Here is a 13,730-nt window from a genome sequence, read left to right as displayed (position 1 = left end):
GGTGAGTTGAGAAGCTTGCTGGAGGTATCAGAAGTGCGAATGCTGACATGAGTAACGACAATGGGTGTGAAAAACACCCACGCCGAAAGACCAAGGTTTCCTGCGCAACGTTAATCGACGCAGGGTTAGTCGGTCCCTAAGGCGAGGCTGAAAAGCGTAGTCGATGGAAAACAGGTTAATATTCCTGTACTTCTGGTTATTGCGATGGAGGGACGGAGAAGGCTAGGCCAGCTTGGCGTTGGTTGTCCAAGTTTAAGGTGGTAGGCTGAAATCTTAGGTAAATCCGGGGTTTCAAGGCCGAGAGCTGATGACGAGTTGCCTTTAGGCGACGAAGTGGTTGATGCCATGCTTCCAAGAAAAGCTTCTAAGCTTCAGATAACCAGGAACCGTACCCCAAACCGACACAGGTGGTTGGGTAGAGAATACCAAGGCGCTTGAGAGAACTCGGGTGAAGGAACTAGGCAAAATGGCACCGTAACTTCGGGAGAAGGTGCGCCGGTGAGGGTGAAGCACTTGCTGCGTAAGCCCACGCCGGTCGAAGATACCAGGCCGCTGCGACTGTTTATTAAAAACACAGCACTCTGCAAACACGAAAGTGGACGTATAGGGTGTGACGCCTGCCCGGTGCCGGAAGGTTAATTGATGGGGTTAGCTAACGCGAAGCTCTTGATCGAAGCCCCGGTAAACGGCGGCCGTAACTATAACGGTCCTAAGGTAGCGAAATTCCTTGTCGGGTAAGTTCCGACCTGCACGAATGGCGTAACGATGGCGGCGCTGTCTCCACCCGAGACTCAGTGAAATTGAAATCGCTGTGAAGATGCAGTGTATCCGCGGCTAGACGGAAAGACCCCGTGAACCTTTACTATAGCTTTGCACTGGACTTTGAATTTGCTTGTGTAGGATAGGTGGGAGGCTTTGAAGCGTGGACGCCAGTTCGCGTGGAGCCATCCTTGAAATACCACCCTGGCAACTTTGAGGTTCTAACTCAGGTCCGTTATCCGGATCGAGGACAGTGTATGGTGGGTAGTTTGACTGGGGCGGTCTCCTCCTAAAGAGTAACGGAGGAGTACGAAGGTGCGCTCAGACCGGTCGGAAATCGGTCGTAGAGTATAAAGGCAAAAGCGCGCTTGACTGCGAGACAGACACGTCGAGCAGGTACGAAAGTAGGTCTTAGTGATCCGGTGGTTCTGTATGGAAGGGCCATCGCTCAACGGATAAAAGGTACTCCGGGGATAACAGGCTGATACCGCCCAAGAGTTCATATCGACGGCGGTGTTTGGCACCTCGATGTCGGCTCATCACATCCTGGGGCTGAAGCCGGTCCCAAGGGTATGGCTGTTCGCCATTTAAAGTGGTACGCGAGCTGGGTTTAGAACGTCGTGAGACAGTTCGGTCCCTATCTGCCGTGGACGTTTGAGATTTGAGAGGGGCTGCTCCTAGTACGAGAGGACCGGAGTGGACGAACCTCTGGTGTTCCGGTTGTCACGCCAGTGGCATTGCCGGGTAGCTATGTTCGGGAAAGATAACCGCTGAAAGCATCTAAGCGGGAAACTTGCCTCAAGATGAGATCTCACTGGAACCTTGAGTTCCCTGAAGGGCCGTCGAAGACTACGACGTTGATAGGTTGGGTGTGTAAGCGCTGTGAGGCGTTGAGCTAACCAATACTAATTGCCCGTGAGGCTTGACCATATAACACCCAAGCAATCTGTAGACTCGAAAGAGACCAGATTGCGGTGTGTGAAGACGCAATGAACCGAAAGTTCGACGCTCACAAAACACCGAAAACTATCCCATACCCAATTTGCTGAAGCGAGGCCATCTGGTCACGAGTCAGTACCCGAATTTCTTGACGACCATAGAGCGTTGGAACCACCTGATCCCATCCCGAACTCAGAAGTGAAACGATGCATCGCCGATGGTAGTGTGGGGTTTCCCCATGTGAGAGTAGGTCATCGTCAAGATTAAATTCCGAAACCCCAATTGCGAAAGCAGTTGGGGTTTTGTTTTGCCCGCAGGAAAATGGATTGTTTGAATTCTATGCAGCGGCCCGGTGCATGGCTATTATTCGGGCCTCATTCTGAGGCGAGACCTGCATGCTGACGTTGTTGAACCTTCTGAAGGATGGTCGATTCCATTCCGGTCAGGCTCTGGGTGTTGCCCTGGGCATTAGTCGAAGTGCGGTGTGGAAACAGCTTCAGCATCTGGAGGCTGAGCTTGGGTTGTCCATACATAAAGTTCGAGGGCGAGGCTATCAATTGGCCTCGCCGCTGACATTGCTCGATTCGCTCAAGATAGAGGAAAGTCTTGCTGGCTGGTCTGTCAGCGTTTTCGATTCCATCGACTCAACTAATGCTGAATCGTTGCGTGCGGTAGATCGAGGTCGGGTGGCGCCCTTTCTAGTACTGGCCGAGCGGCAGAGTTCCGGGCGCGGGCGTAGGGGGCGTAAATGGGTAAGTCCGTTTGCCGAAAACCTCTATTACAGCCTCGTGTTGCGTATTGATGGAGGAATGCGTCAGCTTGAAGGGCTAAGTCTCGTTGTGGGTCTCGCGGTCATGCAGACCCTGCGCGCTCTTGGGGTGGCAGGTGTGGGGCTGAAATGGCCCAATGATGTTTTGGTCGGGCGAAAAAAAATTGCGGGCATCTTGCTGGAGCTCGTCGGAGATCCGGCAGATGTTTGTCATGTGGTTTTGGGCGTGGGCATTAATGTGAACATGCAAGCTACAGACGAAGTTGATCAGCAATGGACATCTATGCGGCTGGAGTCGGGAAAACCTAGTGAGCGCAATGCTCTGGCGGTTGAACTGAGTAAACAGCTACAGCTCTATTTGCAGCGTCACCAATCCGGCGGTTTCTCCGTGCTTCAGGCGGAGTGGGAGGCAAACCATTTGTGGCAAGGGCAGCCCGTCTCTCTCACTGCTGGTGTCAATCAGGTGGATGGAGTGGTGTTGGGGATCGATAATCAAGGTGCGCTCCGGCTGAAGGTAGATGGTATGGAAAAAGTCTTTAGTGGTGGTGAGCTCAGCTTGAGGTTGCGTGATGATTCTTGAGCTTGATTGTGGAAACAGTTTTATCAAGTGGCGGGTGCTGAGCTCTGAGCGGGGTGCCCCGGTTGCGGAAGGTGTAGTCGACTCCGATTTGGCATTGGTCGACAGTCTTCGGTCACTTGAAAAATTGACTCTCGGTAAATGTCGCCTTGTCAGTGTAAGAACTGAAGAGGAGACCGGTTTGCTGATTGGTTTGCTTAATCGTGAGTTCGGCATTTCCGTCATCTGTGCGACGCCTGCGCGCGAGATGTCAGGGGTCAGAAATGGATACGACGACTACGAGCGGCTTGGTCTCGATCGCTGGCTGGCAATGCTAGGTGGGTTTCACATCGCTAAAGGGGCTTGTCTGGTTCTTGATTTCGGAACGGCAGTGACCGCCGATTTCATCTCGGCGGACGGTGAGCACTTAGGAGGCTTCATTTGTCCTGGCATGCCGCTAATGCGTAATCAGCTGCGTACCCATACACGAAAAATCCGCTATGGAGATCTCGCGGCGGAGCGGGCGTTGATGAGTCAGGCTCCGGGGCGCAATACGGCTGAGGCTGTAGAGCGTGGCTGTTCGTTGATGCTCAGAGGATTCGTCTTGACGCAGTTGGGGATGGCGCGTTCCTACTGGGGTGATGATTACAGTGTATTCATTACAGGCGGTGATGCTGAGCTGGTCTCGGATATCGCACCTGAGGCGCGGGTCGTTTCCGATTTGGTGTTCGTGGGCCTAGCTATGGCGTGTCCTTTGTCCTGAGGTTTGTATGCGTTGGTTGTTTCTTCTGCTTCTGGTACTCAATGTGTTTTATTACGTCTGGCATCAGCAAGAGGCCCCGCTACGTGCAAAGGATGTCACGCCGCTCAGTCTTTACCGTGGCTCGCAACAGGATATTCGCCTGTTGAGCGAGTCTGGTGGTAATGCCCTCCGTGAAAAAAGGACTGGGGGAAAGTCTGATGGGCAGTGCCTATATATAGGTGGTTTGAGTCGCCCTGAGTCTGCCCAGGCCTTGGAGCAGCGTTTGACTGAGCTCGGGGCGAAAGTACTTCCTTTTTCGAATGGCTCTTCCGACGGCTTATATTGGTTTCAGATTGCGCCCGACGCCCAGCGTTTGCTGGGGGACGCTCAGCTTCAAAACCTTTCCAAGGAATTCAATGAGTTAAAACATAAAATAATGCTATGCGAGGGGGTTGCACCTGCTGAATAGTTTGCATAGAATGGCGCCCGCTCCACAGCGAAGACCTGAAAAGGTTGGTGCGGTAGAGTGATGTCGATGCATGTAACCTCAGGTTTTTAAATGAGAAAATGCTTGACAGGGGTTTGGCATAGTATAGAATGCCGGCCTGATTAGGAGGGGTTCCCGAGCGGCCAAAGGGATCAGACTGTAAATCTGACGTCTACGACTTCGAAGGTTCGAATCCTTCTCCCTCCACCAGATTTTAGCGTGAGCTGCAGGCTCCGCGGGTATAGTTTAGTGGTAGAACCTCAGCCTTCCAAGCTGATGATGCGGGTTCGATTCCCGCTACCCGCTCCAAGTTTGCAGGTTGTGCAAAGTGTTACGCTCTTGTAGCTCAGTTGGTAGAGCACACCCTTGGTAAGGGTGAGGTCAGCGGTTCAAATCCGCTCAAGAGCTCCATATAACAAGGCAGATATGAAAATATCTGCCTTTGTTTTAATGGCTTGTGTTGTTTGCTCATTTTCTTCTGTTAGGGGTGATATCGATGGCTAAGGAAAAATTTGATCGTTCCCTGCCGCACGTCAACGTTGGGACCATTGGTCACGTTGACCACGGTAAAACCACGCTGACCGCTGCTCTGACTCGCGTCTGCTCCGAAGTTTTCGGTTCGGCCGTAGTTGAATTCGACAAGATCGACAGCGCTCCAGAAGAAAAAGCTCGCGGTATCACCATCAACACCGCGCACGTTGAGTACAACTCGAACATTCGTCACTACGCTCACGTTGACTGCCCAGGTCACGCTGACTACGTGAAGAACATGATCACTGGTGCTGCGCAGATGGACGGCGCGATCCTGGTTTGCTCGGCCGCTGATGGTCCGATGCCACAAACCCGTGAGCACATCCTGCTGTCCCGTCAGGTAGGCGTTCCGTACATCGTGGTTTTCCTGAACAAGGCTGACCTGGTAGACGACGCTGAGCTGTTGGAACTGGTTGAGATGGAAGTTCGCGACCTGCTGTCCACCTACGACTTCCCAGGCGACGACACTCCGATCATCATCGGTTCGGCTCGTATGGCGCTGGAAGGCAAAGACGACAACGAAATGGGCACCACTGCTGTTAAGAAGCTGGTGGAAACTCTGGACAGCTACATCCCAGAGCCAGAGCGTGCTATCGACAAGCCATTCCTGATGCCAATCGAAGACGTGTTCTCGATCTCGGGTCGCGGTACTGTTGTAACTGGTCGTATCGAGCGCGGTATCGTTCGCGTTCAAGACGCCCTGGAAATCGTTGGTCTGCGTGACACCACCACCACCACCTGCACCGGTGTTGAGATGTTCCGCAAGCTGCTGGACGAAGGTCGTGCTGGCGAGAACTGCGGCGTTCTGCTTCGTGGCACCAAGCGTGACGACGTTGAGCGTGGTCAGGTTCTGGTTAAGCCGGGTTCGGTTAAGCCGCACACTAAGTTCACCGCAGAAGTTTACGTTCTGAGCAAGGAAGAAGGCGGTCGTCACACTCCGTTCTTCAAAGGCTACCGTCCACAGTTCTACTTCCGTACTACTGACGTGACTGGTAACTGCGAGCTGCCAGAAGGCGTTGAAATGGTAATGCCAGGTGACAACATTCAGATGACTGTTACCCTGATCAAAACCATCGCGATGGAAGACGGTCTGCGTTTCGCAATCCGTGAAGGCGGCCGTACCGTTGGTGCTGGCGTCGTAGCCAAGATCATCGAGTAAACAGTTGTAATGTCTTTTTCAGGCCGGCATAATGGTCGGCCTGATTTTGTTTTAGGTCAGTAGCTCAATTGGCAGAGCGACGGTCTCCAAAACCGTAGGTTGGGGGTTCGATTCCCTCCTGACCTGCCAGATTCACTTGGTGTGTCTGGCTTTCTTTTCACAGGATCTTCATAGATGACTCCTAAAGCTGAAGCTCAAGGCTCTCGCTTCGATTTGCTCAAGTGGCTCGTCGTAGTCGCTTTGGTAATTGTTGGCGTTGTCGGTAATCAGTATTACGCTGCTTCGCCGATCCTGTACCGTGTACTCGCATTGCTTGTCATTGCTGCTGTAGCTGCCTTTGTAGGCCTGCAGACTGCCAAGGGCAAGTCTTTCTTTGTACTGGTTAAGGAAGCTCGCACCGAGATTCGTAAAGTCGTATGGCCAACTCGCCAAGAAACCACGCAGACCACGCTGATTGTAGTGGCTGTTGTCCTGGTTATGGCGTTGCTGTTGTGGGGGCTTGATTCCCTGCTCGGCTGGCTTGTTTCCTTGATTGTCGGCTAAGGGTGTCCCGTGGCTAAGCGTTGGTACGTTGTGCATGCTTACTCGGGTTACGAGAAGCATGTCATGCGTTCGTTGATCGAGCGCGTAAAGCTGGCTGGCATGGAAGATGGCTTCGGCGAAATTCTGGTTCCCACTGAAGAAGTGGTTGAAATGCGTAATGGCCAGAAACGCAAAAGCGAGCGCAAGTTCTTCCCAGGTTATGTGCTGGTTCAGATGGATATGAACGAGGGTACTTGGCACTTGGTCAAGGATACTCCTCGGGTGATGGGTTTTATCGGCGGTACTGCTGATAAGCCAGCGCCAATCACCGATAAAGAAGCTGAGGCGATTCTGCGTCGCGTTGCCGACGGTAGCGACAAGCCGAAGCCGAAGACGTTGTTCGAGCCAGGCGAAACTGTTCGAGTCAATGACGGTCCGTTTGCAGATTTTAACGGTGTTGTTGAAGAAGTTAACTACGAAAAGAGCCGGATCCAAGTGGCGGTGCTCATTTTCGGACGCTCTACTCCGGTAGAGTTGGAGTTCAGTCAGGTCGAAAAGGTCTAGCTGAGCAAGCATCCCAACCCCGCAGCCCTAGGCTGTGGGGTTTTGTCGTCACTGGGATAAACGCGCAAGTAACCGGGGAGCCTTTCGAGGCGTTCGAACCCGTAATTGGAGTGCCTCATGGCCAAGAAGATTACCGCTTACATCAAGCTGCAAGTGAAGGCCGCTCAGGCTAACCCAAGCCCACCTGTTGGTCCTGCTCTGGGTCAGCACGGCGTGAACATCATGGAATTCTGCAAAGCTTTCAACGCCCGTACTCAGGGTCTGGAAGCTGGTCTGCCGACTCCAGTGATCATCACTGTCTACAGCGACCGTAGCTTCACTTTCGAAACCAAATCCACCCCTGCTTCGGTTCTGCTGAAGAAGGCGGCCGGTCTGACCAGCGGTTCCGCTCGTCCGAACACCGTTAAGGTTGGCACTGTTACCCGTGCTCAGCTGGAAGAAATCGCGAAAACCAAAAACGCGGATCTGACTGCAGCTGATATGGATGCAGCCGTGCGTACTATCGCCGGTTCTGCTCGTAGCATGGGCCTTAACGTGGAGGGTGTGTAATGGCTAAGCTGACCAAGCGTCAAAAGGCTATCGCCGGCAAAATCGAAGCAGGCAAGGCCTACAACATTGTAGACGCCGCTGCGCTGCTGGCCGAGCTGTCGACTGTCAAGTTCAGCGAGTCGTTCGACGTAGCTGTAAACCTGGGCGTAGACCCGCGTAAATCCGACCAGGTCGTTCGTAGCGCTACTGTGCTGCCACACGGCACTGGCAAGACTGTTCGCGTTGCTGTGTTCACCCAGGGTCCAGCTGCTGAGGCCGCTCTGGCTGCCGGCGCTGACCGTGTAGGTATGGATGACCTGGCTGCCGAAATGAAAGGCGGCGACCTGAACTACGACGTAGTGATCGCATCCCCGGATGCCATGCGCGTTGTAGGTCAGCTGGGTCAGATCCTCGGTCCACGTGGTCTGATGCCTAACCCGAAAGTCGGCACTGTTACCCCAGACGTCGCTACCGCGGTTAAAAACGCCAAGGCTGGTCAGGTTCGTTATCGCACCGACAAAAACGGCATCATCCACACTTCCGTTGGCAAGATCGGCTTCGATGCCGTCAAGCTGAAGGAAAACGTTGAAGCCCTGATCGCTGATCTGAAGCGTATCAAGCCAGCTTCCTCGAAAGGTATCTACGTCAAGCGCGTTACCCTGAGCACCACTATGGGCCCAGGTCTGGTCATCGACCAGGGCTCGCTGGACGCGTAAGACAAAAATTGGCGCAGTTGACTGCGCCAATTGAAAGATTGGGGTCCCTGCCTGGCGGGGGCTATCCAAGACCGTAGGCGACGCAAGTCTTAAACCTCAAGCCTACGCAGATGGTGCTCCCGGTTCCTTACCGAATCAGACACCAAAACGACATTCGGTTTCGATCGAATGAAACGGTAACAAGCAGGAGTTAAACCCGTGGCAATTAATCTCGAAGACAAGAAGGCCATCGTCGCTGAAGTCAACGAGGCTGCCAAAGTCGCTCTGTCCGCTGTCGTGGTTGATGCCCGTGGCGTAACAGTAGGCGCAATGACCGGACTCCGTAAAGAGGCTCGTGAAGCTGGCGTTTACGTACGTGTTGTACGTAACACCCTGCTCAAGCGCGCTGTTGCTGACACTCCTTACAGTGTCCTCAATGACGTGTTCACCGGCCCGACCTTGATCGCATTCTCCAACGAACACCCGGGCGCTGCTGCTCGTCTGTTCAAGGAATTTGCCAAGGGTCAGGATAAGTTCGAGATCAAGGCAGCTTCGTTCGAGGGCAAGTTCCTCGCAGCGAATGAGATCGACGTGCTGGCAAGCCTGCCAACTCGCGACGAAGCTATTGCGAAACTGATGAGCGTGATTCAAGGCGCTACCAGCAAGCTGGCTCGTACTCTGGCGGCAATTCGCGATCAGAAAGAAGCAGCTGCAGCCTAAGGCTGAGCGTTTCCACTCTCGCGTATTTTTGTTTATTTCGACGGCCGTACAGGCTGTCCACCAAATCAGGAATTGAGTCATGTCTCTGACTAACGAACAAATCATCGAAGCAATCGGCCAGAAAACCGTTCTGGAAGTTGTTGAGCTGATCAAAGCAATGGAAGAAACCTTCGGCGTGACTGCTGCTGTTGCTGCTGCTGGTCCAGCTGCTGCTGCCGCTGTTGTTGAAGAGCAAACCGAGTTCAACGTTGTTCTGCTGGAAGCTGGCGAGAAGAAGGTTAACGTGATCAAGGCAGTTCGTGAACTGACTGGTCTGGGCCTGAAAGAAGCCAAAGAGAAAGTAGACGGCGCTCCTCAGGTAGTAGCTGAAGGCGTTTCGAAAGAAGCTGCTGAAGACGCTAAGAAGAAGCTGGAAGAAGCAGGCGCTAAAGTCGAGCTGAAATAAGTATCGACTTTGCTCCTCCAGCCCGAGCGTCAAGCGACAGGCTGATGGCTGGTGGCTCTTGCCACCGGCCTTTTTCCGTTATTGGCAGCCGACTGGGTCGGTGCTGATAACGAGCTGTAACCACCCGATGCGGTGGCGCAAACCATGGGGTTTGCACGATTTTCTGGCTGCTCCCGTCGGGAGGGGCCAAACAAGCAGGTGACCAAGCTGGGGAACGCTGATGGCTTACTCATATACTGAGAAAAAACGTATCCGCAAGGACTTTAGCAAGTTGCCGGACGTCATGGATGTGCCTTACCTCCTGGCCATCCAGCTGGATTCGTATCGTGAATTCTTGCAAGCGGGAGCGACTAAAGATCAGTTCCGCGACGTGGGCCTGCATGCGGCCTTCAAATCCGTTTTCCCGATCATCAGCTACTCCGGCAATGCTGCGCTGGAGTACGTCGGTTATCGCCTGGGCGAACCGGCATTTGATGTCAAAGAATGCGTATTGCGCGGTGTAACTTTCGCCGTACCTTTGCGGGTAAAAGTGCGCCTGATCATTTTCGACAAAGAATCGTCGAACAAAGCGATCAAGGACATCAAAGAGCAAGAAGTCTACATGGGTGAAATCCCATTGATGACTGAGAACGGTACCTTCGTAATCAACGGTACCGAGCGTGTTATCGTTTCCCAGCTGCACCGTTCCCCGGGCGTGTTCTTCGACCACGACCGTGGCAAGACGCACAGCTCCGGCAAACTGCTGTACTCCGCGCGCATCATTCCTTACCGCGGTTCGTGGCTGGACTTCGAGTTCGACCCGAAAGACTGCGTATTCGTGCGTATCGACCGTCGTCGCAAGCTGCCGGCCTCGGTACTGTTGCGCGCGCTCGGTTATACCACCGAAGAAGTGCTGGACGCGTTCTACACCACCAACGTATTCCACGTGAAAGGCGAAGGCCTGAGCCTGGAGCTGGTGCCTCAGCGCCTGCGTGGTGAAGTTGCTGTTCTCGACATCCAGGACGACAAAGGCAAGGTAATTGTCGAGCAGGGTCGTCGTATCACTGCTCGTCACATCAACCAGCTGGAAAAAGCCGGGATCAAAGAGCTGGACGTGCCTCTGGACTACGTCCTGGGTCGCACTACCGCCAAGGTCATCGTGCATCCGGCTACCGGCGAAATCCTGGCAGAGTGCAACACCGAGCTGTCGACTGAAGTCCTGGCGAAAATCGCCAAGGCCGGCGTCGTACGCATCGAAACTCTGTACACCAACGACATCGACTGCGGTCCGTTCGTCTCCGACACGCTGAAGATCGACTCCACCAGCAACCAATTGGAAGCGCTGGTCGAGATCTATCGCATGATGCGTCCAGGCGAGCCGCCAACCAAAGACGCTGCGGAGACCCTGTTCAACAACCTGTTCTTCAGCCCTGAGCGCTATGACCTGTCTGCGGTCGGCCGGATGAAGTTCAACCGTCGTATCGGTCGTACCGAGATCGAAGGTTCGGGCGTGCTGTGCAAGGAAGACATCGTCGCGGTACTGAAGACTCTGGTCGACATCCGTAACGGTAAAGGCATTGTCGATGACATCGACCACCTGGGTAACCGTCGTGTTCGCTGCGTAGGCGAAATGGCCGAGAACCAGTTCCGCGTTGGCCTGGTACGTGTTGAGCGTGCGGTCAAAGAGCGTCTGTCGATGGCTGAAAGCGAAGGCCTGATGCCGCAAGACCTGATCAACGCCAAGCCTGTGGCTGCGGCGGTGAAAGAGTTCTTCGGTTCCAGCCAGCTTTCGCAGTTCATGGACCAGAACAACCCGTTGTCCGAGATCACCCACAAGCGTCGTGTCTCTGCACTCGGCCCTGGCGGTCTGACTCGTGAGCGCGCGGGCTTCGAAGTTCGTGACGTACACCCGACTCACTACGGTCGTGTCTGCCCGATTGAAACGCCGGAAGGTCCGAACATCGGTCTGATCAACTCCCTGGCTGCTTACGCTCGCACCAACCAGTACGGCTTCCTTGAGAGCCCGTACCGCGTGGTGAAAGAGGGTGTGGTTACCGACGAGATCGTGTTCCTGTCCGCTATTGAAGAAGCCGATCACGTGATCGCGCAGGCTTCGGCGACCATGAACGACCAGAAAGTCCTGATCGACGAACTGGTAGCTGTACGTCACCTGAACGAATTCACCGTCAAGGCGCCTGAAGAAGTCACCTTGATGGACGTTTCGCCGAAGCAGGTAGTTTCGGTTGCAGCGTCGCTGATTCCGTTCCTCGAGCACGACGACGCCAACCGTGCGTTGATGGGTTCGAACATGCAGCGTCAAGCTGTACCAACCCTGCGCGCTGACAAGCCGCTGGTCGGTACCGGCATGGAGCGTAACGTGGCTCGCGACTCCGGCGTTTGCGTCGTGGCTCGTCGTGGCGGCGTGATCGACTCCGTTGATGCCAGCCGTATCGTGGTTCGTGTTGCTGATGACGAAGTTGAAACCGGCGAAGCTGGTGTCGACATCTACAACCTGACCAAATACACCCGCTCGAACCAGAACACCTGCATCAACCAGCGTCCGCTGGTGAGCAAGGGTGATCGCGTTCAGCGTAGCGACATCATGGCCGACGGCCCGTCCACCGACATGGGTGAACTGGCTCTGGGTCAGAACATGCGCATCGCGTTCATGGCATGGAACGGCTTCAACTTCGAAGACTCCATCTGCCTGTCCGAGCGTGTGGTTCAGGAAGACCGCTTCACCACGATCCACATTCAGGAACTGACCTGTGTGGCTCGTGACACCAAGCTTGGCCCAGAGGAAATCACTGCGGACATCCCGAACGTGGGTGAAGCTGCACTGAACAAGCTGGACGAAGCCGGTATCGTTTACGTAGGTGCTGAAGTTGGCGCAGGCGACATCCTGGTAGGTAAGGTCACTCCGAAAGGCGAGACTCAACTGACTCCGGAAGAAAAACTGCTGCGTGCGATCTTCGGTGAAAAAGCCAGCGACGTTAAAGACACCTCCCTGCGCGTGCCTACCGGCACCAAAGGTACTGTCATCGACGTACAGGTCTTCACCCGTGACGGCGTTGAGCGTGATGCTCGTGCACTGTCGATCGAGAAGTCCCAGCTGGACGAGATCCGCAAGGATCTGAACGAAGAGTTCCGCATCGTTGAAGGCGCGACCTTCGAACGTCTGCGTTCCGCTCTGGTAGGCCACAAGGCTGAGGGCGGCGCGGGCCTGAAGAAAGGTCAGGACATCACCGACGAAGTACTCGACGGTCTTGAGCATGGTCAGTGGTTCAAACTGCGCATGGCTGAAGATGCTCTGAACGAGCAGCTCGAGAAGGCTCAGGCCTACATCGTTGATCGTCGCCGTCTGCTGGACGACAAGTTCGAAGACAAGAAGCGCAAGCTGCAGCAGGGCGATGACCTGGCTCCAGGCGTGCTGAAGATCGTCAAGGTTTACCTGGCAATCCGTCGTCGCATCCAGCCGGGCGACAAGATGGCCGGTCGTCACGGTAACAAGGGTGTGGTCTCCGTGATCATGCCGGTTGAAGACATGCCGCACGATGCCAATGGCACCCCGGTCGACGTGGTCCTCAACCCGCTGGGCGTACCTTCGCGTATGAACGTTGGTCAGATCCTTGAAACCCACCTGGGCCTCGCGGCCAAAGGTCTGGGCGAGAAGATCAACCGGATGGTCGAAGAGCAGCGTAAAGTCGCTGAACTGCGTACCTTCCTGGACGAGATCTACAACCAGATCGGCGGTCGTAACGAAGATCTGGACAGCTTCTCCGATCAGGAGATCCTGGATCTGGCGAAGAACCTGCGTGGCGGTGTTCCAATGGCCACTCCAGTGTTCGACGGTGCCAAGGAAAGCGAAATCAAGGCGATGCTGAAACTGGCAGACCTGCCAGAAAGCGGCCAGATGCAGCTGACCGACGGCCGTACCGGCAACAAGTTCGAGCGTCCAGTAACCGTTGGCTACATGTACATGCTGAAGCTGAACCACTTGGTAGACGACAAGATGCACGCGCGTTCTACCGGTTCGTACAGCCTGGTTACCCAGCAGCCGCTGGGTGGTAAGGCGCAGTTCGGTGGTCAGCGTTTCGGGGAGATGGAGGTCTGGGCACTGGAAGCATACGGTGCTGCTTACACTCTGCAAGAGATGCTCACAGTGAAGTCGGACGATGTGAACGGCCGGACCAAGATGTACAAAAACATCGTGGACGGCGATCACCGTATGGAGCCGGGCATGCCCGAGTCCTTCAACGTGTTGATCAAGGAAATTCGTTCCCTCGGCATCGATATCGATCTGGAAACCGAATAACACGTGACGCGATCGAGAGC

At 54.6% G+C, this 13,730-nt stretch carries 11 protein-coding genes, 4 tRNA genes and 2 rRNA genes (1 of these 17 only partly in view); all 17 read left to right on the top strand.

The genetic code is table 11. The features are described from left to right. Window positions 1–1,689: ribosomal RNA gene (locus IHQ43_RS26270) — 23S ribosomal RNA — on the top strand (it extends 1,202 nt beyond the left edge of the window). A gap of 156 nt (window positions 1,690–1,845) precedes the next feature. Then, a 5S ribosomal RNA gene (rrf, locus tag IHQ43_RS26265) occupies window positions 1,846–1,961 on the top strand. Window positions 1,962–2,093: 132 nt separating this feature from the next. Beyond that, entirely contained in the window at window positions 2,094–3,047 is a 954-nt protein-coding gene (gene birA, locus IHQ43_RS26260) for a bifunctional biotin--[acetyl-CoA-carboxylase] ligase/biotin operon repressor BirA (RefSeq protein ID WP_192562589.1), read from the top strand. Further along, complete coding sequence (locus IHQ43_RS26255; RefSeq protein ID WP_192562588.1) at window positions 3,037–3,786, top strand: pantothenate kinase; 750 nt, start codon at window positions 3,037–3,039, stop codon at window positions 3,784–3,786. The genes birA and IHQ43_RS26255 overlap by 11 nt, the downstream gene beginning before the upstream one ends. 7 nt (window positions 3,787–3,793) lie before the next feature. Continuing rightward, window positions 3,794–4,234: a hypothetical protein gene (locus IHQ43_RS26250; protein WP_192562587.1), complete on the top strand. Its 441-nt coding sequence runs from the start codon at window positions 3,794–3,796 to the stop codon at window positions 4,232–4,234. Window positions 4,235–4,377: 143 nt separating this feature from the next. Beyond that, window positions 4,378–4,462 (top strand) — tRNA-Tyr (locus IHQ43_RS26245). Window positions 4,463–4,487: 25 nt separating this feature from the next. Then, window positions 4,488–4,561, top strand: a tRNA-Gly gene (locus IHQ43_RS26240). Window positions 4,562–4,587: 26 nt separating this feature from the next. Further along, a tRNA-Thr gene (locus IHQ43_RS26235) sits at window positions 4,588–4,663 on the top strand. An 85-nt stretch (window positions 4,664–4,748) separates the two neighbouring features. After that, window positions 4,749–5,942 carry an elongation factor Tu gene (gene tuf, locus IHQ43_RS26230; protein ID WP_010220303.1) on the top strand — a complete coding sequence of 398 codons (1,194 nt, stop codon included), beginning with the start codon at window positions 4,749–4,751 and terminating at the stop codon, window positions 5,940–5,942. A 53-nt stretch (window positions 5,943–5,995) separates the two neighbouring features. Continuing rightward, window positions 5,996–6,071, top strand: a tRNA-Trp gene (locus IHQ43_RS26225). Between the two features lie 45 nt (window positions 6,072–6,116). Beyond that, a complete protein-coding gene (secE, locus tag IHQ43_RS26220; RefSeq protein ID WP_007957600.1) occupies window positions 6,117–6,485 on the top strand; it encodes a preprotein translocase subunit SecE in 369 nt (122 codons plus the stop codon). Window positions 6,486–6,494: 9 nt separating this feature from the next. Continuing rightward, window positions 6,495–7,028 (top strand): transcription termination/antitermination protein NusG, encoded by a 534-nt coding sequence (gene nusG, locus IHQ43_RS26215; protein WP_007957598.1) that lies wholly within the window; start codon window positions 6,495–6,497, stop codon window positions 7,026–7,028. Window positions 7,029–7,145: 117 nt separating this feature from the next. Then, the gene (gene rplK, locus IHQ43_RS26210) at window positions 7,146–7,577 is read left to right on the top strand and encodes a 50S ribosomal protein L11 (RefSeq protein ID WP_003228756.1); all 432 of its coding nucleotides are present in this window, start codon (window positions 7,146–7,148) and stop codon (window positions 7,575–7,577) included. Further along, entirely contained in the window at window positions 7,577–8,272 is a 696-nt protein-coding gene (rplA, locus tag IHQ43_RS26205) for a 50S ribosomal protein L1 (RefSeq protein WP_192562586.1), read from the top strand. Before rplK ends, rplA begins: the two co-directional genes overlap by 1 nt. Window positions 8,273–8,470: 198 nt before the next feature. Beyond that, window positions 8,471–8,971 carry a 50S ribosomal protein L10 gene (rplJ, locus tag IHQ43_RS26200; protein WP_007957597.1) on the top strand — a complete coding sequence of 167 codons (501 nt, stop codon included), beginning with the start codon at window positions 8,471–8,473 and terminating at the stop codon, window positions 8,969–8,971. Window positions 8,972–9,050: 79 nt separating this feature from the next. Further along, entirely contained in the window at window positions 9,051–9,416 is a 366-nt protein-coding gene (rplL, locus tag IHQ43_RS26195; protein WP_033703494.1) for a 50S ribosomal protein L7/L12, read from the top strand. A 220-nt stretch (window positions 9,417–9,636) separates the two neighbouring features. After that, on the top strand, window positions 9,637–13,710 hold the full coding sequence (rpoB, locus tag IHQ43_RS26190; protein ID WP_192562585.1) for a DNA-directed RNA polymerase subunit beta: 4,074 nt from the start codon (window positions 9,637–9,639) through the stop codon (window positions 13,708–13,710). Window positions 13,711–13,730 lie beyond the last annotated feature (20 nt).

The sequence above is a fragment of the Pseudomonas gozinkensis genome (assembly GCF_014863585.1).
Taxonomy (GTDB): domain Bacteria; phylum Pseudomonadota; class Gammaproteobacteria; order Pseudomonadales; family Pseudomonadaceae; genus Aquipseudomonas; species Aquipseudomonas gozinkensis.
This window is presented reverse-complemented; position numbering and strand designations above follow the sequence as displayed.

What these genes read in the sequence shown, in the direction of transcription:
- birA (WP_192562589.1), top strand. Translation starts at nt 2,094, where the DNA reads ATGCTGACGTTGTTGAACCTTCTGAAGGATGGTCGATTCCATTCCGGT.
- IHQ43_RS26255 (WP_192562588.1), top strand. Translation starts at nt 3,037, where the DNA reads ATGATTCTTGAGCTTGATTGTGGAAACAGTTTTATCAAGTGGCGGGTG.
- tuf (WP_010220303.1), top strand. Translation starts at nt 4,749, where the DNA reads ATGGCTAAGGAAAAATTTGATCGTTCCCTGCCGCACGTCAACGTTGGG.
- secE (WP_007957600.1), top strand. Translation starts at nt 6,117, where the DNA reads ATGACTCCTAAAGCTGAAGCTCAAGGCTCTCGCTTCGATTTGCTCAAG.
- rpoB (WP_192562585.1), top strand. Translation starts at nt 9,637, where the DNA reads ATGGCTTACTCATATACTGAGAAAAAACGTATCCGCAAGGACTTTAGC.
- rplL (WP_033703494.1), top strand. Translation starts at nt 9,051, where the DNA reads ATGTCTCTGACTAACGAACAAATCATCGAAGCAATCGGCCAGAAAACC.
- IHQ43_RS26250 (WP_192562587.1), top strand. Translation starts at nt 3,794, where the DNA reads ATGCGTTGGTTGTTTCTTCTGCTTCTGGTACTCAATGTGTTTTATTAC.
- rplA (WP_192562586.1), top strand. Translation starts at nt 7,577, where the DNA reads ATGGCTAAGCTGACCAAGCGTCAAAAGGCTATCGCCGGCAAAATCGAA.
- rplK (WP_003228756.1), top strand. Translation starts at nt 7,146, where the DNA reads ATGGCCAAGAAGATTACCGCTTACATCAAGCTGCAAGTGAAGGCCGCT.